The sequence below is a fragment of the Streptomyces sp. BK208 genome (assembly GCF_004364245.1).
GTDB lineage: Bacteria > Actinomycetota > Actinomycetes > Streptomycetales > Streptomycetaceae > Streptomyces.
The window spans coordinates 394,296-412,387 of record NZ_SOAV01000001.1; the positions used below are offsets into that span (position 1 = coordinate 394,296).

Genomic DNA, 18,092 nt, shown 5'->3' on the forward strand with positions numbered 1-18,092 from the left:
CGTCCTCACGGTCGCTGCGAGGGATGCCGTACGCATCGCCCCGCTGGGCGTTACACTGTTACACATGACGCCCAACCGTCACAACCATGCGAGGCAGACCCCCTCGGACAACGACACGGTGCTGGACGCCGTGCGCGACTGCGTGATGGCCGTCGGGGTGCGGCGCACCACGATGACCGACGTCGCCCGCCGCGCCGGCGTCTCCCGGATGACGCTGTACCGGCGGTGGCCGGACGTCCGGTCCCTGGTCGGCGACCTGATGACCCGGGAGTGGATCGCGGTGGCCACCGGCGCGATGCCCGCGCCCGCCCAGGGCACCGACACCCGCTCGCGCATCGTCGAGGGGCTGGTGGCCGGAGTGGAGGCGTTCCGCGCCCACCCCCTCTTCCGCAAGATCGTCGACGTCGACCCGGAGCTGCTCCTGCCCTACGTCCTGGACCGGCGCGGAGCCAGCCAGGAAGCCCTGCTGGGGCTGCTGGCCGACGCGCTGGCGGAGGGCCACGCCGACGGGTCGGTCCGCCGGGTGCACACCGGGCGCCAGGCCCGGTCGGTGCTGCTGGTCGTGCAGTCCTTCGCCCTGTCGCTGCGGACCATGACCGACGAGGACGACGCCGACCTGTCCCCCGCCGCCCTCCTCGCCGAGTTGCGCACCCTCCTGGAGAGGACCCTCACGCCATGAGCCCCACCAGCAGCCCCGCCGCCGGGGCCTCCCTGTCCGCCGCCCGGCGCTCGCGCGAGCTTGCCGGCACCGTCGGCGGCCCGGTCGTGGACGTCCTCGTCGTCGGTCTCGGCGCGACCGGCGCCGGCGCCGCTCTGGACGCCGCCGCCCGGGGTCTGAGCGTGGCCGCCGTGGACGCCCACGACCTGGCCTTCGGCACCTCCCGCTGGAGCTCGAAGCTCATCCACGGCGGCCTGCGCTATCTCGCCTCCGCCCAGCTCGACGTCGCCCACGAGAGCGCGGTGGAGCGCGGCGTGCTGATGGAGCGCACCGCGCCCCACCTGGTGCGGGCGCAGCCGTTCGTGCTGCCGCTCACCCCCTTGGTCTCCCGTGCCCAGGGCGCGCTGGCGTGGGCGGGGTTCCGGGCCGGGGACACCCTGCGGCTCGCGGCGCGCACCGCGCGGGCCACCCTGCCCGCGCCGCGGCGCCTGTCCGCCGTGGAGACCCGGCACCTCGCCCCGGCACTGCGCTCGGACCGGCTGCGCGGCGGCCTGCTCTCCTGGGACGGCCGGCTCACCGACGACGCCCGGCTGGTGACCGCGCTCGCCCGCACCGCGGCCCACCGCGGCGCGCGGATCCTGACCCGGGTCAGGGCACTGGAGCTGACCGGCTCGGGCGCCCGGGTGCGCGACGAGCTGACCGGCGAGGAGGGGCTGATACGGGCCCGCGCGGTGATCAACGCGTCCGGGGTGTGGGCGGGCGGCCTCGTGGACGGCATCCGGGTCCGCCCTTCCCGCGGCACCCACCTCGTCCTGCGCTCCGAGCACCTCGGTCCGCTCCCGGCCGGTCTGCACGTGCCGGTCCCCGGGGAGACCAACCGCTTCGTCCTCGTCCTGCCCCAGGGCGACGGCCGTGTCTACGTCGGCCTCACCGACGAGCCGGTGGACGGAGACGTCCCTGACGTGCCGGAGGTGCCCGAGACCGACATCGGCTTCCTGCTGGACGTGCTCGGCTCGGTGCTGGACGTGCCGGTCCGCCGCGAGGACGTGGTGGGCGCCTTCGCGGGACTGCGCCCCCTGCTCGACACGACCCCGTCGGACCGGCCCGGCACCGCCCCCCGCACGGCCGACGTCTCGCGCAGGCACGCCGTGCTCACCTCCTCCGAGGGCGTGATCACGGTGGTCGGCGGCAAGCTCACCACGTACCGGCGGATGGCCGAGGACGCCGTGGACGCCGCCGTCGCCGCCCGCGGCCTGGCCGCCGGACCGTCCCCCACCGCCGCGCTGCCCCTGGTCGGCGCCGCCGCCCCGCACACCCTGTCGGCGCTGCGGGCACCACGCCGCCTGATCCGCCTGTACGGCACCGAGGCCCCGGCCGTCCAGGCACTCGCCGCCCGGGAGCCCCGCCTCGCCGAGCGCGTCCTGCCGGGCCACCCGGTCACCGGCGCGGAACTGGTCTGGGCGCTGCGCCACGAGGGCGCCCTCGACGAGGCCGACCTGCTCGACCGCCGCACCCGCATCGGCCTGGTCCCCGAGGACCGGGCGGCAGCCCTGAACGCCGTACGCACCCTCGTCGGTGAGCACGGTGAGAACGCGGGGACCGGCGGGAGCGCGGCGGTCCCCGGCTCCGCCGCGGCGGAGAACGGCTGAAGCCGGCCGCCGGCTCCCGGCCCGGACCCGCCCGGCTCGCGGGCTGGGGCGCCGAGCCGGGCGGGTCGGGCCGGGCGGGGCCGGCCGGTGCGGCGGGCGCCCGGAGGGGCGGGCGCCGGCCGGTCAGCTGTCGGGGTCGTCCTGCTGGACGGCCCTGCGGAGTTTCGCCTCGATCTTGTGCCGGGACTGACCTCCCTCCTTGACGTACTCCGCCATCGCGGTCCGCGCGTCCCGGTCAAGGTCGCGCCAGGCCCGCACGGCCGTCTCGTAGGTCTCCGACTGCCGCGGGGTCCACTGATGCTGCGTGGGCGGCCCGTACGAGTCGCGCAGCTCCTCGACCCGGTGCTGTGCCAGGTCCGCCGCGCGGCGTTTGTGCACGAGCTCCTCGAATGTGTGTGCCACCACATCTCGACGGTAGTCAGAGGAGCGTCTTCGCGCGCGTCGAGCCCGCCGCGACCGGGTCCGGCCGATCCACCCCGGTCCGCCCAAGTGGTCCACTCGGACCCCGAAGAGCCTTAACATCGACCCACCGACGACGGCCGGGCTACATGCGGCACACACGAGAGGCGAGGTCAGCGTGGCGGAGACCGAGGGAGCGGCAGTACCGGAACGGCTGCTGATCACCCGTACCACCACGGGCGGCGGCGTGAGCCTCGTGACCCTCGCCGGAGAGGTCGACCTCGACGGCAGCGCCCCGCTGCGCGAGGTCCTGCTGGCCTCGGTGGAGTCGGCGCCGGGCACGGTGGTGGACTTCGGCGGGGTGGGGTTCCTGGACTCCAGCGGCATCAACGTGCTCATCTCCGCACACCGGGCCGCCGAGGACCGAGGCGTCTGGTTCCGGCTCGCCGCCCCGCGCGACGCCGTCGAACGCGTGCTGCGGCTGGTGGGGGTCGACACGCTCATCCCCTGCTACCCGAGTGTGGAGCAGGCCCTGACCGCCTGAGGGTCAGGTGAGCGGCAGACGCGCGGACACCGTCTTCCCCGTCGCGTTCGGCTTGGTGATGACCTCGCCGCACAGCCGCGTCACGATCTCCAGGCCGTGCCGGCCGATCCGCAGGGGATCACGGGGCAGGAACGTGGGGAAGGCGTCCCCGGTGTCCGACACCGCGATCTCCACGGCGTCGCCCACCAGGGTCAGCTCCAGCCGGCAGGGGCCGGGCGCGTGCCGCACCGCGTTCGTCACCAGCTCGCTCGCCACCAGGCGGGCGGCGTCCGGGAAGGTGTCCGCCAGGTCGACGTCCCGCTCGGCGAGTCGCGCGACGAAGCCGTGCACGACGTCCCTGGAGGCGGGGATCATCGCCGATCCGCCTCTGAACTCCACGACCGAGGACAGGAGGGAGGAGCCCGCGGTGTCGGGTCCGTGCGCCGGGGTCATACCGAGCCTCACCGTCCGGTCCAGGGCCGAGTGGAGGAAGCGAAGGCTCCCCGGCTCTCACGATACGCACCAGGGCGCACTCCACGACTCCTTTGCCCCAACTTCCGCCGGGCGCCCCGGCTTTTGAGCGGACCGGCGCACACTGTGCCACGACGTCCGGCGCCGCCCCGGCCCCCGAGGGGGCGGGACGGCGCCGGACGCGGCCGAAGGGCGCGGCGGGTCAGGAGGCGGTGCAGCCGCCGACCGTCGGCGCGGCGTCGCTGCCGTTCTTCGTCACGGTGAACCCGAAGCTGGTGGACGCTCCGGCCGCCAGGGTGCCGTTCCAACTCGGTCGCACCGTCAGGACGTTGCCGCTCCGGGTGGGCGTGCCGTTCCACAGGGAGGAGACGGTCTGCTGCGCGGGCAGGGTGACCGTGGCGGTCCAGGAGCTGATCGGCTCACCGCCCGCGGTGATGGTGACCTGACCGTTGTAGCCGCTGTTCCAGTCGGCGGTCCTGGTGTACGTGGCGGTGCAGCTCACGGTGCCGTCACCCGGGTCACCGGGGTCACCCGGGTCGCCCGGGTCTCCGGAGCCGCCGAGGGCCGCCAGGACGGCGTCGTAGGCCGGCTTCTCGGTGTAGTTGCCGTCGAACAGCAGCGGGGTGCCGCTGCTGCGCCACGAGTACTTGTCGGTGATGCCCCACACCGTGAGGCCGGTGCAGCGGTCCACCGCGAGGCAGGCCTCGACGACCTTGGTGTAGTTGGCGGCCTGCGCCGAGCCGGAGCCCTCGATGTCCAGCTCCGTGATCTGCACGTCGACGCCGAGGTCGGCGAAGCGCTGGAGGTTCTGCCGGTAGTCGGAGGGGACCGGCGAGTTGGGGTTGAAGTGGGACTGGAAGCCGACGCAGTCGATGGGCACGCCGCGGGACTTGAAGTCCTTGACCATGGTGTAGACGGCATTGCTCTTCGCGTTGACGCCGTCGGTGTTGTAGTCGTTGTAGCAGAGCTTGGCGGCCGGGTCGGCGGCACGGGCGGTGCGGAACGCCTCCTCGATGAAGCCGTCGCCCAGCTTGTCCTGGAAGGGCGAGCTGCGCCGGGCACCGCTGCCGCCGTCCTGGAACGCCTCGTTGACGACGTCCCAGCTGTGGATCTCTCCCTTGTAGTGGCCCATCAGGCCGTTGATGTGGTTGTTCATCGCGGTGCGCAGGTCGGAGGCGCCCAGCGAGCCCACCCAGGAGGGCAGTTGGGAGTGCCAGACGAGGGTGTGACCCCGCACGTCCATGCCCTGGCTCTGCGCGTGGTCCACGATCCGGTCGGCGGAGGTGAAGGTGAAGGTGCCGCGGCTGGGCTCGGTGGCGTCCCACTTCATCTCGTTCTCGGGCGTCACCGAGCTGAACTCGCGGTCGAGCGTGGCGGCGTAGTCGGCCTCGCCCAGGTGGCTCGCCGCGACGGCGGTTCCGAAGTAGCGGCCCTGGCCGGCCGCCGCGGAGCCGAGCGTGTCGGCGGCCTCGGCCGAATGGGCCGCGGCCGTCAGCGCGGCCGCGGCCACGAGACCGGCGGTGGCCGCCCTCGACAGACGTCTGATCATGCGCATGTCATCCCGTTCCTTGCATCGGTGTGCGGGGGCCGTTCGGAAGGGCGGAAGTCGCCGGACTCCGACCAGAAGGGCCGAAAGTTTCGCTACGATTTCCGAATGTCGCGGAGGAGATTACGGACTCCCGTCCGCGAGGTCAACGCCCCCGTCGCGGTCACCTCCCGGTCACCCGTGCGGACCGACCGCGTGCGCGACCCGCGGGCGGTGGCGCATTCTTGCTGTGTCACCCGCGCGGCGGCGCACGGACGAGGTGGGGCCGATGAGTACGGGCGCCGGGAACACCGGGAACACCGGGAACACCGGGAACACCGGGAACACCGACAGGATGCCGGGACGGCTGACGGCGCTGCTGATCGACGCCTCCACGCGGGCGATCGGCGCGGCCGGCGGCCATGTGGGCGGTGTGTACCTGCGCTCCCCCACCCCCGGCCTGCTGCGGCTGGCCGTCCTCGCCGGACTGCCGGGACCGCTGTTCCGCCCCTGGTGGCGGCTGCACGCCGACAGTCCCTTCCCGGTCGCCGACGCATACCGGCTGGGCGTACGCGTGGTGCTGCCCAACGCCCCCGAGACGATGCGCCGGTATCCCCAGTTCGCGGCCGGTCTGCCGTTTCCCTTCGGGTCCCTGTACGTGCCCGTCGCCACGGCGAGCCGGACCTACGGCGTGCTGACGGTCCTGCGTCCCCCCGCCCCCGACGCCGCCGACGTGCTGGAGGGCGCGGACGCGATGGCCGGCCTGGCGCACGGTCTGGCCGCGGCACTGGAGCGGCTGGACGCCGACCGGCACGCGCCACCGGTCTCCTGGGAGGGCGAGCCGCTGTGCGTACGGCCGCCCGCCTCGCGGCGGCTGCCGCAGCGTGCCGGAAGTTTCGACTGGGATCCGGACTCCGGCGCCCTCACCCCGGACGAGCCGATGTGCGCCCTGCTGGGCGTCGCGGCCGAAGCGGCCGGAACCCCGGTCACGCTCGACACGCTCACCGGCGGCCTGGTCCCCGGCGACGGCCACCGGCTCGCCGCGGCGCTGCGGGACACCGCCGCCGGGCGGCCGCCCGGGCTGCCCCTGCACGTTCGGACCAGGGACGGCGCACCGCGCCTGGTGGAGCTGTGGCGGCCGCGGTCGGCGCCGCCCGTCGGCGGGCCGGTGCGGGGGACCGTGCGCGACCTCTTCGCCGGCACCGTGGCCGACGCCGCGGCCGACCTGCTGCCGGAGGGTGTCCTGTGCGTGGACCGGCTCGGCACCGTCGTCTACGCGAACCCCCGCGCCGCCGGGTTCCTGGGCGGGACGCGGGCGGCGCTGGTCGGCCGTTCGCTGTGGGAGGCGGTGCCCTGGCTGGACCAGGCCGCCTACGAGGACCACCTGCGCGGTGCGCTGCTCTCCCCCGAACCGGTCCGCTTCCATGTCCGGCGGCCGCCGGACACCGGCCACCGCACGGCGCCGCGGCCCTACGAGGGTGACTGGCTCGCCGTCTGCGTGTATCCCGGACCCGACTTCATGACGGCCACGCTCCGCCCGGCCAACCGGGTGGCCGACGCCTCCGCCGGCCTCACGCCCGAGCACGGCGCGCCCGAGGCGGATCCCTCGGCCGACCCGCCGGTCGCCTCCACGGCACCGGAGTACCGCCCCATCGTCCTGGCCGTGGCCCTGACCGAGGCGGTCACCGCCCGCCAGGTGTCCGCCGTGGTCGTACGGGAGCTGCTCTCGGCGTTCGGCGGCCGCCGCCTCGCCATCTACCTGCTCCAGGACCGCCATCTGCACCTGGCCTGGGAGACGGGCTTCCCGCCCGGCTTCCTCGCCCCCTTCGAAGGGGTGCCGCTGGACGCCCGGCTGCCCGGCGTGGAGACGCTGACCAGCGGCAGGCCCCTCTTCTTCGACACGATGCAGGCGCTCGCCGCCGCGTACCCGGGCATCCCGCTGGACGCCACGGAGGGCGCCCGCGCCTTCCTGCCGCTGATCGCCTCCGGGCGCCCGGTCGGCTCCTGCATCCTCGGCTTCGAACGTGCCCGGGGCTTCAGCGCCGAGGAGCGCTCGGTGCTCACCGCCCTCGCCGGGCTCATCGCCCACGCCATGGAGAAGGCCCGGCGCTACGAGTCCGAGACCGCGCTCGCCCGCGGGCTGCAGGAGGTGCTGCTGCCCCGGCGGCTGCCCGCGCACCCGCTCCTGGAGACCGCGGGCCGCTATCTGCCCGGCACCCAGGGCATGGAGGTGGGCGGCGACTGGTACGACGTGGTGGCCTCCGGGGACGGCATGGCGCTGGTCATCGGGGACGTGCAGGGCCACGGTGTGCAGGCCGCGGCCACCATGGGGCAACTGCGCAGCGCCGTGCGTGCCTTCGCCCTCGGAGACCGTCCGCCCGACGAGGTGATGAGCGGGGTCGACCACCTGCTGGCCGATCTGGACCCCGGTCTGTTCGCGAGCTGCTGCTACATCCGGCTCGACCCGGCCACCGGACGTGCCCGCGCCGCCCGCGCGGGCCATCCGCCGCCGTTGCTGCGCCACCCGGACGGACGCACCGGGACCCTCGACCTGCCCGGCGGGATGGTGCTCGGGGTGGACCCGGGCGCGCCCTACCCGCTGACCGAGTTCGAGATGGAGCCCGGTGCCGTGCTCGCCCTCTACACGGACGGTCTCGTGGAGCGGCCCGGCACCGACATCGACGACGGGATCACCGCCCTCGGCCGTGCCCTCGCCCGGGCCGGGGCGCCCGCCGCACAGCCGGGGAACCGTTCACTCGCGGGCGTCGCGGACCGCATCGTGGTGACCGCCCGGCACACCACGGACCGCCCCGACGACATCGCGCTGCTGCTCGCCACCCGCCGGGCCCGGCCCGGGAGCACCGGGTGAGACCGGCCGCGGACGGTCCGCGTCCTGCCGGGGCGTACCCGAGCGGGCCCCGTCCGGCGGCCCGTCCTGCCCCAGGGGGTGCCCCTCGCCTCCCGGGGCCCGGCAGTGTAGACATGAGCACATGGTCCGACTGATGGGTCGATCGGGAGAACGGTCACCCCGTCGTCCCGGCGGCCCGCACGCCCGACACCGGCAGGACGCGGACCGGTCACGGCGGGGAGGGGCCGCGGGGCGGCCTGCCTCGGCACTGCGCTCCGCACTGTCCGGACGCAGTGTGGCCGGCCAGGTCTTCGTGATGAACGTGGTCATCGTGCTGCTGCTGGTGGTGGCCGCGGCGGTGGCGCTGGTGCTCCAGGTGCGGCACGACAGCACGGTGGAGGCCCGCAACCGCTCCGTCTCCGTGGCCGCGACCTTCGCCAACTCCCCCGGCGTCCGCGAGGCGCTGCGCGCCCCCGACCCCTCGGCGGTGCTCCAGCCCCGCGCCGAGGCGGTGCGCAAGGCCACGGGCGTCGACTTCGTGGTCGTCACCAACCCGGAGGGCATCCGCTACACCCATCCCAAGCCGGACCGCATCGGCAAGAAGTTCGTCGGGAACATCGAGCCCGCACTGGCCGGGGAGACGGTGACGGAGGAGATCGAGGGCACCATCGGCCCACTGGTCCAGGCCATCGTGCCCGTCGAGGACCCCGACGGCAGAGTGGTGGGCACGGTCTCGGCGGGCATCACGACGGAGAACGTGGGCGGCGTCGCCGACCGTCAGCTGCCCCTCGTGCTGATCGCGGCCGCCGTCGGACTGGCCCTGGCGACGGGGGGCACGGCGCTGGTCAGCCGGCGGCTGATGCGGCAGACGCACGGCCTGGGGCCGCACGAGATGACCCGGATGTACGAACACCACGACGCCGTCCTGCACAGCGTCCGCGAGGGTGTGCTCATCGTCGGCGCCGAGGGCAGGCTGCTGCTCTCCAACGACGAGGCCCGGCGGCTGCTCGACCTGCCCGCCGACGCCGAGGGGCGGCCGGTCGGCGCGCTCGGACTGCCGTCGGACCTGGCGGAGCTGCTGGCCTCCGGTCAGACCGCCACCGACGAGGTGCACCTGGTCAAGGACCGGCTGCTGGCCATCAACCAGCGTCCCACCGACGTGCGGGGCGGCCCGGCCGGCAGCGTCGCCACCCTGCGCGACTCCACCGAGCTGCGCGCCCTGTCCGGCCGGGCCGAGACCGCCCGGGAGCGCCTGGACATCCTCTACGCGGCCGGGGTGGGCATCGGGACCAGTCTGGACGTCACGCGCACCGCCCAGGAACTGGGCGAACTGGCCGTGCCCCGGTTCGCGGACTACGTCTCCGTCGACCTGTTCGACACCGTGCTGGCCGGCGGTCAGCCGGGCGGCGTGACACCGCTGCGCCGCACCGCGCTCAGCGGCATCACCGGGGAGGTCCCGCTGTATCCGGTGGGACACCAGATCCGCTACGTGGACTCCTCGCCCCAGGCCCGCACGCTGCGCACCGGCCGGGCCGTCCTGGAGCCCCGGCTCGGCGAGGCCCCGGGCTGGCAGGCGCAGGACCACGAGCGTTCCGCGCAGGTGGTGGAGTACGGCGTCCACTCGTTGATCACCGTCCCGCTGCGCGCGGGGACCCTGGTGCTGGGGGTGGTGTGCTTCTGGCGTTCGGTCAAGCCCGAGCCGTTCGACGAGGACGAGCTGGCGCTGGCCGAGGAGCTGGTCGCGCGGGCCGCCGTCTCCATCGACAACGCCCGCCGCTACACCCGCGAGCACAGCATGGCGGTCACCCTCCAGCGCAGCCTGCTGCCCCGCAGGCTGCCCGACCAGAACGCCCTGGACGTCGCCTACCGCTACCTGCCCGCGCAGGCGGGGGTCGGCGGGGACTGGTTCGACGTGCTGCCGCTGTCCGGGGCCCGGGTCGCGCTCGTCGTCGGAGACGTCGTCGGGCACGGGCTGCACGCCGCGGCCACCATGGGCCGGCTGCGGACGGCGGTGCACAACTTCACCGCTCTCGACCTGCCGCCCGACGAGCTGCTGGGACTGCTGGACGAGCTGGTCGGCCGCATCGACCAGGACGAGGCGGCCGACGACAGCACCGCCCCGGTGACCGGCGCGACCTGCCTCTACGCGATCTACGACCCGGTCGCCGGCTCCTGTGTGATCGCCCGGGCGGGTCATCCGCCGCCCGCCCTGATCCGGCCCGACGGCACCGTGGAGTTCCCCGAGGTGCCCGCGGGGCCCCCGCTGGGCCTGGGCGGACTGCCCTTCGAGACGACGGAACTGCGGCTGGCCGAGGGCAGCCGCCTCGTGCTGTACACCGACGGGCTGGTCGAGGACCGCGAGCACGACATCGACGTCGGCCTGGAAGAGCTGCGCCGAGCGCTGGAGGCGGCCGGTGAGACTCCCGAGGAGACCTGCCGGACGGTCCTGGACGCCCGGCTGCCGGACCGCCCGGGCGACGACATCGCCCTGCTGGTGGCCCGTACCCGGACGCTGGGCCCGGACCAGGTCGCCGAGTGGGACGTGCCGAACGATCCGGCGGCCGTCGCCCAGGTGCGTTCCCAGGTCACCCGGCGGCTGGACGAGTGGGGCCTCGACGAGCTGGCGTTCACCACGGAGCTGATCCTCAGCGAGCTGGTCACCAACGCGATCCGGTACGGAGGCGAGACCGTCCACGTGCGGGTGGTGCGTGACCGCAGCCTGATCTGCGAGGTGTTCGACAGCAGCAGCACCTCCCCCCATCTGCGCTACGCGGCCATGACGGACGAGGGCGGGCGCGGACTGTTCCTGGTCGCGCAGCTCGCGGAGCGGTGGGGAACCCGCTACACGCCGGCCGGCAAGGTCATCTGGGCGGAGCAGCCGGTGCCCTGACGGGAACGGGCCGGGGCGGGAGCCGGTCCGTACCGATCATGTGCGAGGCGGGTGCCCAGTACGCCGATTGTCTGATAGGAAACCTTCCTATCAGTGCCCGGCACTCCCGACCCCCACGACTCCTGGAGATTCCGTGCGGCACCCCATCCCTGATCCGGCGCGCCCCGAAGGGCCTTCGCGCCGTACCGTGCTCGCCATGGCTTGTGTGTCCCTGGCGACGGTCCCCCTCCTCACCCCCTCGCGCGCCTCGGCGGCATCCGCGCGCGTGACGGGACTCGACGACCCGGCGAAGAAGGAGATCGCCATGCAACTGGTGTCGAGCGCCGAGAACTCCTCGCTCGACTGGAAGGCGCAGTACCGCTACATCGAGGACATCGGCGACGGCCGCGGCTACACCGCCGGCGTCGTCGGCTTCTGCTCGGGCACCGGCGACATGCTCGACCTGGTCGAGCTGTACGCCCGGCGCAACCCCGGGAACGTCCTCGCGCCCTACCTGCCGGCGCTGCGCCGGGTGGACGGCTCGGACTCCCACGAGGGACTGGACCCCGCCTTCCCGGACGACTGGCGCCGGGCCGCGGACGAGGATCCGCAGTTCCGCCGCGCCCAGGACGACGAGCGCGACCGCGTGTACTTCGACCCGGCGGTCCGGCGCGGCAAGGAGGACGGGCTGCGCACGCTGGGCCAGTTCGCGTACTACGACGCGATCGTCATGCACGGCGACGGCGGCGACCCGCTGAGCTTCGGCAGCATCCGCGAGCGGGCCCTGGGCCGTGCCCGGCCGCCGGCTCAGGGCGGCGACGAGGTCGCCTACCTGCACGCCTTCCTCGACGAGCGGGTGTGGGCCATGAGGCAGGAGGAGGCGCACAGCGACACCAGCCGGGTCGACACGGCGCAGCGCGTCTTCCTGGACGAGGGGAATCTGGACCTGGATCCGCCGCTGGACTGGTACGTCTACGGGGACCGCTACCACATCGGCTGATCCCTCCGGGCCCCGGTGAGGCCGGCGGCCCCGGAACCTCCGGGGCCGCCGCGCACGACGCGGGCCGCGGAACCGGCCGTGTGCCGGTTCCGCGGCCCGCGCGGGGTGCGAAGCGTTCCGGGGTCAGTGCCGGAACACGTCCTTGCCCTTCTCCTTGGCCTGCCGTGCGTCGCCCTTTGACTGCTCGGCGCGTCCCTCGGCCGTCATCCTCTCGTTGCCGACGGCCCGGCCGACCGTTTCCTTGGCCTTCCCCTTGGCCTGCTCCGTCTTCGCCTTGGACTTCTCATTGGCGGCCACAGTGCTTCACCTCTCGGCGTTCGCTTGCGATGTCCTGTCCGGCGGGTCGCCCGGAACGGAGATCTCAAACGTGCGGATGTACGCCGGGGGTGTGCGGCGGGCCGCTGGGTAACAGCAACGGCAAGGCAGTACGTCGTCGACTCGGAGGAACGAGGAACGTCATGGCCGGAGTGATGAACCGGATCAAGGAGTTCGCCCGCAGCCCGCAGGGGCGCCGGGCGGCCGAGCAGGTGCGCCGGGCCGCCTCGGACCCGCGCCGGCGCGCGCAGGCCCAGGAGATGCTGCGCAGGTTCGGCAAGCGGCGCTGAGCCGGCGGGCGGTGAGGGGCGGTCAGCCCTGGCCCGCGTGGGTGTGGCTGTGGGACGTTTCCGGCGGGCAGTCCCGGTCGTCGTCGGGACGGTCCCGGCGCCAGTCGCGGACCGCGACGGTCAGCGCGCAGAGCATGGCGGCGACGCCGGTGCCCACCGACAGGGCCACGGCGTCGTGGTAGTCGTCGTGGGTGGCGTTCAGCGTCAGGTAGAAGAGGCCCGGCAGCGCGGCGGTGCCCACGGCGCCGCCCAGCCGCTGCCCGGTCTGCAGGGCGCCCCCGGCCGCGCCCGCCATCCGGACCGGCACGTCCCGCAGCGTCATGGTGATGTTCGGGGAGATGACGCAGCCGCTGCCGAGACCGCCGACCAGCAGGGCCGGGGCGGCGAGCCAGGCGGCCGGGCCGGAGGGGGCGAGCCAGAGCAGCAGCGCGGTCGTGCCGAGTCCCGCCATCACGGCGACCAGACCCCAGACCGTCAGCAGCCGGCCGAGCCGTTCGACCAGCCGCCCCGCCACGGCCGCGGCGACGGCCGAGCCCACGGCGAACGGGGTCACCGCCAGGCCGGACACGAGCGGTGAGTAGTTCAGCCCGTTCTGGAAGTAGAGCGCGAAGACGAGCCACACCCCGCTGAATCCGACGAAGTAGAGGGCGGCCAGTCCCGCGCCGGTCGCGTAACCGCGGGTCTCGGTGAGCAGCCCCGGTTCCAGCAAGGGCTGCCCGCCCCGCCGGGCGACGCGGCGCTCCCACCGGGCGAAGGCGGTCAGGACCAGCACCCCCGACGGGAACAGCCACCACACCTCGGTGAGCCCGCCGCCCTCGGCGAGGACCAGCGGCAGCATCAGCGCCAGGATGCCCGCACCGAGCAGCGTCACCCCCACCGGGTCGAGCCGCCCCTTGCCGCCGGGCGCCACCCGGGGCAGCAGGCGGAAGCCGAGGAACAGGGCGAGCAGGCCGACCGGCACGTTGACGTAGAAGATCCACCGCCAGCCCTCGGGTCCCGCCAGCGCCAGGATCAGGCCGCCGACGACCGGACCCACGGCGCTGGAGACCCCGACGGTGGCACCGAAGAGCCCGAACGCGCGCCCGCGTTCCGCGCCCCGGAAGAGCTGCTGGATGAGCGCCGAGTTCTGCGGTGCGAGGCTGCCCGCGGCGACTCCCTGGGCGAGCCGGGCGACGATGAGCAGTCCGATGCCGGGGGCTGCGCCCGCCGCGGCGCTGCAGAGCACGAAGGCGGCCAGGGCGACGAGGAAGACACGACGCCGGCCGAAGGCGTCGCCGATCCGGCCCGCGGTCACCAGGGTCAGGGCGAAGGCGAGCGCGTAGCCGGAAACGACCCACTGCACGGAGGCGGGCGAGGCGTGCAGGCCCTGCTGCATGGAGGGCAGCGCGACGGCGACGATCGTCACGTCCAGCAGGGTCATGAAACCGGCGACCAGGGTCACCCACAGGGCCCGCCACCGGTTGGGATCCAGTTCGTCGTCCGGACGCTGCACACGGACTCCCCTCGCGAGACGGCTCGGGACGTGCCACTGCGTCCCCCGCCCTGCGTCACCCGTGACCGGCGCTTCAAACCAGCGCCCGGCCCGCACCACGCCCCGCGGCGGCGTCGGGGCTCGAGCCGGAACCCAAACCCGGACCATGGGTTCCCATAAGAGCTGCTTATGACCTCATAGACCGGACCCGCGTACCGACTTAGGCTTGCCTCAGCTTAGGCTTCCCGGTGAGTCGATCTGTCACCGCTCGAAGGGAACCTGAACATGCCCCGCCCACTGCGGGTGGCCATCGTCGGATCCGGCCCGGCCGGGATCTACGCCGCTGACGCCCTGCTCAAGTCCGAGGTGGCCGCCGACCCCGGTGTTTCCATCGACATCTTCGAGCGCATGCCCGCCCCGTTCGGGCTCATCCGGTACGGCGTCGCGCCCGACCATCCGCGGATCAAGGGCATCATCACGGCCCTGCACCAGGTGCTCGACAAGCCGCAGATCCGCCTCTTCGGCAACGTGAACTACCCCACCGACATCAGCCTGGACGACCTGCGGGCCTTCTACGACGGTGTGATATTCGCCACCGGAGCCACGGCGGACCGGGACCTGTCCGTCCCCGGTATCGACCTCGACGGCTCGTACGGCGCGGCCGACTTCGTCGCCTGGTACGACGGCCACCCCGACTTCCCGCGCACCTGGCCGCTGGAGGCGGAGAAGGTCGCCGTCCTCGGCGTCGGCAACGTCGCCCTGGACATCGCCCGGGTCCTGGCGAAGACCGCGGACGAGCTGCTGCCGACCGAGATCCCGCCGAACGTCTACGAGGGCCTGAAGGCCAACAAGGCGCTGGAGGTCCACGTCTTCGGGCGTCGCGGCCCGGCGCAGGCGAAGTTCAGCCCGATGGAGCTGCGGGAGCTCGACCACTCCCCCAACATCGAGGTGATCGTCGACCCCGAGGACATCGACTACGACGAGGGCTCGATCGCCACCCGGCGCGGCAACAAGCAGGCCGACATGGTCGCCAAGACCTTGGAGAACTGGGCGATCCGCGACGTCGGCGACCGGCCGCACAAGCTGTTCCTGCACTTCTTCGAGTCGCCCTCGGAGATCCTCGGCGAGGACGGCAAGGTGGTCGGCCTGCGCACCGAGCGCACCGAGCTGGACGGCACGGGCAACGTCAAGGGCACCGGCGAGTTCAAGGACTGGGACGTGCAGGCCGTCTACCGGGCCGTCGGCTACCTGTCCGACCAGCTGCCCAAGCTGCCCTGGGACCTGGAGACCGGCACGGTCCCGGACGTGGGCGGCCGGGTCGTCCAGGAGTCCGGCGAGCACCTGCAGTCGACGTACGTCACGGGCTGGATCCGGCGCGGCCCGGTCGGTCTGATCGGACACACCAAGGGCGACGCCAACGAGACGGTCTCCAACCTGCTCGACGACTACGCGAACGGCCGTCTCCAGACGCCTTCCTCGCCCGCTCCCGAGAGCGTGGACGCCTTCCTCGCCGAGCGCAACGTCCGCTTCACCACCTGGGACGGCTGGTACAGGCTCGACGCGGCGGAGAAGGCGCAGGGCGAGCCGCACGGGCGCGCGCGCGTGAAGTACGTCGAGCGCGAGGACATGCTCCGGGAGAGCGGCGCCTGAGCCGCCCCGGCCGGCGCCGGCGCCTCCTCGGAGAGCGGCGGCACCGGCCGGGATCCGGCGAAGGTCCGCGAGGTGAAGGCCCCCGGCCCCGGACGGACGCGCGGCCGGGTTCAGACCTCCAGGTCGGTCTCGATCCGGCGCAGCTGGTGGCGGGCCATGGCCAGGTTGGCCCGGCTCGCGTCCAGCACCAGGTAGAGGAACAGCCCGTTGCCGCCGCGCCCCTTGAGCAGGCGGATCATGTGGTACTGGGTGTTCAGCGTGATCAGGATGTCCTCGATCTCGTCCTTCAGACCGAGGAGCTCCATCGTGCGCAGTTTGGACCGCACGACGTCGGTGTTGCCTGCCGCGGCGACCTCCAGGTTGAAGTCCTTGCCGCCGCCCAGCGTGCCGAGCGCCATCCCGCTGGTGTAGTCGACCAGCGCCACGGCGGTGGCCCCGTCGATGGCGCTGAGGCATTCCTTGAGCGAGGTCTCCAGGTTGGGCATGGTGGTTTTTCCTTCCGGACGTGATCGGTGCGGGATCGGTGCGTGATCGGTGTTTTCGGGTGGACCCGTGTCGGGCGGACCGGTGTCAGGTGGACCGGTGATGGCCGCCGGTCCGGGGAGTGGGCTGGTGTGCGGGCCGCTGCGGCGTGCGCACCGGCAGGGTGCCGATGGGCCGGCCGGCGTCCACGGGAAGCGTCGCCGCGTGCTCGGCTGCCGGGGCACGGCGTTCCGGCCCGATGCGGGCGGCGACCAGCTCCCCGATCCGGGCGCCGCTGCGCCGGCCCTCCAGGTGCAGCCGGCCCACGTTGACCCGCCCGTCGGCGAGCAGGGTGAGCACGGCGGCGGGACCGGCGGCGTACGTGGCGACGTAGCCCTCGGCCCCGCGCAGCAGCAGTTCGCGGAACCCGCCGCGCGCGGTGGCGTCCGCCATGCGGTGTGCGACCCCCAGGGCGGCCGCGGTGAGCGCGGCGAGGCCTTCGGGCTCGGTGCCCGGCGCGTCGTGGGCGAGGACGAGCCCGTCCACGGTGGCCGCGAGCGATCCGGTCAGCTGGGGCACGCGGTTGCGCAGCCGGTGCAGTTCGTCCAGGACGTCGCTCTCGACGGCCATGAGCAGTCTCCTTTCGTCGCGCCTGCGGCGCGCGCGGATCACAGGGCCTCCAAGGCGTCTCGGAGCCGTCGCAGCAGGGCCGTGTCCGGGTCGTCCCACACGACCGGCCGCGGCCCGGCGTCGGCCGGGACGGACGGGACCGCTGGCGGGGCGGCGCGGACGAGGCCGTCGGCGGCCAGGCGGCGCAGTTCGACGAGGGTGTGGTACGTGCGACAGGCGAGCGCCGACGCGATCTGCGCGGCGGTGCGGACGCCGTCGACCTGGGTCAGGGCGCGGCCCCGGCGCGCGGGCAGGTCGGCGGCGTCGGCGCCCGGCACCCGGGTCAGGGGGACGGTGTCGATGGCGGGGTCCGGCCATATCCGGTCCAGCAGCGCGCGCCGGCGTCCGGACTCGCGCACGACGACGTCCACCGGCACGGAGCGGACCGCGCCGAGCCAGTGCACCGCGCCGGGCCGGAAACGCTGCGCGCGCGTGTCGTGGGCCAGGACGAAGTAGGCGGCGTCGAACAGCGCGCCCAGGTGACAGACCTCGAGCGCGCCCGCGGCGAGCCTGCCGCTGTCCACGAGCCGGTGGCCGACCCGGTGCTGTGTCCCGCCCCGGTCGACCGCGTCCCACCAGCCGTCGGCCGGCACCGCGCCGCTGCGGGTGAGCAGCGCGCCGAGGTCGGGAGTGCAGGCCGACTCCACGTGCACGACCCGGCCCGCCGAGAGGTAGACGATGCCCCGCTCGCCCGACAGGGCGCCGGTCGCTCCTTCGGCGGCGAGGGCGCGCAGGGCGTCCGACGTCGTGTCGTGCGCGGTCCAGGTGGTCGTCACCCGGGTCATCCGAGCACCAGCCGGTCCGCCATGTCGGCCAGCCGGATGCGGGCCAGGGCGAGGTTTCCGTCGTTGCGGTCGAGCCACAGGTGGAGGAAGACGGTGCTGTCGAACGGGGTGCTGACGAACCTGAGCAGGTGGTAGGCGTCACCGGTGGTGGCGATCAGGTCCTCCACCGGGGGTTCCTTGTCCGCCCCGGCGTCGCCCCGTCGCGGACCGCCCGCCGCCAGGGAGCCGCTCTCCGCGACGTGCCGGCCCAGCTCGGCCGTCTCCGCGGCCGTCGCCTCCCAGTCGCCGCCCGGCGCCTCGCCGACGGCGCCGAGCGCGAGCCCGCTGATCCAGTCGACCAGCGACGCGCCGCGGGCGCCCGGCAGTCGCATGGCTTCCAGCAGACTCTCGTCGATTCCGGGCACGCCGGATCCCCTCCCCTGCACGGCTGTACCGCGAACGTGACGACGACACTACGGAAAGTGCGCGCATCCGGTGAGCGCTTTGGCATTTTCCAGAGGAACGTGCG

17 protein-coding genes are annotated in these 18,092 nt (G+C 73.9%); 8 read left to right on the forward strand and 9 right to left on the reverse strand.

Going from position 1 to position 18,092, the window contains the following annotated elements; genetic code table 11:
• The first annotated feature begins 64 nt into the window (after nucleotides 1-64).
• Both EV562_RS01865 and EV562_RS01870 read left to right on the forward strand, forming a co-directional pair.
• Nucleotides 65-679: a TetR/AcrR family transcriptional regulator gene (locus EV562_RS01865; protein ID WP_133884848.1), complete on the forward strand. Its 615-nt coding sequence runs from the start codon at nucleotides 65-67 to the stop codon at nucleotides 677-679.
• Nucleotides 676-2,307, forward strand: a complete 1,632-nt coding sequence (locus EV562_RS01870) for a glycerol-3-phosphate dehydrogenase/oxidase (protein WP_243859946.1) — start codon at nucleotides 676-678, stop codon at nucleotides 2,305-2,307. The genes EV562_RS01865 and EV562_RS01870 overlap by 4 nt, the downstream gene beginning before the upstream one ends.
• 123 nt (nucleotides 2,308-2,430) lie before the next feature.
• On the opposite strand, the gene EV562_RS01875 is transcribed toward EV562_RS01870, so the two are convergent.
• Entirely contained in the window at nucleotides 2,431-2,709 is a 279-nt protein-coding gene (locus tag EV562_RS01875) for a hypothetical protein (protein ID WP_243859966.1), read from the reverse strand.
• Between the two features lie 175 nt (nucleotides 2,710-2,884).
• On the opposite strand from EV562_RS01875, the gene EV562_RS01880 reads away from it, so the two are divergent.
• Nucleotides 2,885-3,250 (forward strand): STAS domain-containing protein, encoded by a 366-nt coding sequence (locus EV562_RS01880; RefSeq protein WP_133884849.1) that lies wholly within the window; start codon nucleotides 2,885-2,887, stop codon nucleotides 3,248-3,250.
• 3 nt (nucleotides 3,251-3,253) lie between these two features.
• Here the strand turns inward: EV562_RS01880 and EV562_RS01885 are convergent, their stop codons facing one another.
• Complete coding sequence (locus EV562_RS01885; RefSeq protein WP_133884850.1) at nucleotides 3,254-3,682, reverse strand: ATP-binding protein; 429 nt, start codon at nucleotides 3,680-3,682, stop codon at nucleotides 3,254-3,256.
• A gap of 220 nt (nucleotides 3,683-3,902) precedes the next feature.
• Nucleotides 3,903-5,255: an endo-1,4-beta-xylanase gene (locus EV562_RS01890; RefSeq protein ID WP_133884851.1), complete on the reverse strand. Its 1,353-nt coding sequence runs from the start codon at nucleotides 5,253-5,255 to the stop codon at nucleotides 3,903-3,905.
• 259 nt (nucleotides 5,256-5,514) lie between these two features.
• On the opposite strand from EV562_RS01890, the gene EV562_RS01895 reads away from it, so the two are divergent.
• The 3 genes from EV562_RS01895 (at nucleotide 5,515) to EV562_RS01905 (ending at nucleotide 11,942) form a co-directional block, all read left to right on the forward strand.
• Nucleotides 5,515-8,094: a SpoIIE family protein phosphatase gene (locus tag EV562_RS01895; protein ID WP_133884852.1), complete on the forward strand. Its 2,580-nt coding sequence runs from the start codon at nucleotides 5,515-5,517 to the stop codon at nucleotides 8,092-8,094.
• A gap of 121 nt (nucleotides 8,095-8,215) precedes the next feature.
• On the forward strand, nucleotides 8,216-10,963 hold the full coding sequence (locus EV562_RS01900; RefSeq protein ID WP_208298264.1) for a SpoIIE family protein phosphatase: 2,748 nt from the start codon (nucleotides 8,216-8,218) through the stop codon (nucleotides 10,961-10,963).
• 133 nt (nucleotides 10,964-11,096) lie between these two features.
• Entirely contained in the window at nucleotides 11,097-11,942 is an 846-nt protein-coding gene (locus tag EV562_RS01905; RefSeq protein WP_133884854.1) for a chitosanase, read from the forward strand.
• 123 nt (nucleotides 11,943-12,065) lie between these two features.
• Here the strand turns inward: EV562_RS01905 and EV562_RS01910 are convergent, their stop codons facing one another.
• On the reverse strand, nucleotides 12,066-12,239 hold the full coding sequence (locus EV562_RS01910; protein ID WP_133884855.1) for a CsbD family protein: 174 nt from the start codon (nucleotides 12,237-12,239) through the stop codon (nucleotides 12,066-12,068).
• Nucleotides 12,240-12,400: 161 nt separating this feature from the next.
• On the opposite strand from EV562_RS01910, the gene EV562_RS01915 reads away from it, so the two are divergent.
• Nucleotides 12,401-12,547, forward strand: a complete 147-nt coding sequence (locus EV562_RS01915) for a hypothetical protein (protein WP_166661525.1) — start codon at nucleotides 12,401-12,403, stop codon at nucleotides 12,545-12,547.
• A gap of 22 nt (nucleotides 12,548-12,569) precedes the next feature.
• On the opposite strand, the gene EV562_RS01920 is transcribed toward EV562_RS01915, so the two are convergent.
• A complete protein-coding gene (locus tag EV562_RS01920; protein ID WP_133884856.1) occupies nucleotides 12,570-14,039 on the reverse strand; it encodes an MFS transporter in 1,470 nt (489 codons plus the stop codon).
• Between the two features lie 264 nt (nucleotides 14,040-14,303).
• Between EV562_RS01920 and EV562_RS01925 the strand changes: the two genes are divergently transcribed.
• Complete coding sequence (locus EV562_RS01925) at nucleotides 14,304-15,668, forward strand: FAD-dependent oxidoreductase (RefSeq protein ID WP_133884857.1); 1,365 nt, start codon at nucleotides 14,304-14,306, stop codon at nucleotides 15,666-15,668.
• Between the two features lie 110 nt (nucleotides 15,669-15,778).
• Here the strand turns inward: EV562_RS01925 and EV562_RS01930 are convergent, their stop codons facing one another.
• From EV562_RS01930 to EV562_RS01945, 4 genes are all read right to left on the reverse strand, one after another.
• Nucleotides 15,779-16,153, reverse strand: a complete 375-nt coding sequence (locus EV562_RS01930; protein ID WP_133884858.1) for a hypothetical protein — start codon at nucleotides 16,151-16,153, stop codon at nucleotides 15,779-15,781.
• A gap of 85 nt (nucleotides 16,154-16,238) precedes the next feature.
• Complete coding sequence (locus EV562_RS01935) at nucleotides 16,239-16,760, reverse strand: roadblock/LC7 domain-containing protein (protein WP_133884859.1); 522 nt, start codon at nucleotides 16,758-16,760, stop codon at nucleotides 16,239-16,241.
• A gap of 38 nt (nucleotides 16,761-16,798) precedes the next feature.
• Nucleotides 16,799-17,584, reverse strand: coding sequence for a hypothetical protein (locus tag EV562_RS01940; protein WP_166661526.1), 786 nt, complete (start codon nucleotides 17,582-17,584; stop codon nucleotides 16,799-16,801).
• Nucleotides 17,581-17,988, reverse strand: coding sequence for a hypothetical protein (locus EV562_RS01945; RefSeq protein ID WP_133884860.1), 408 nt, complete (start codon nucleotides 17,986-17,988; stop codon nucleotides 17,581-17,583). Before EV562_RS01945 ends, EV562_RS01940 begins: the two co-directional genes overlap by 4 nt.
• Nucleotides 17,989-18,092 lie beyond the last annotated feature (104 nt).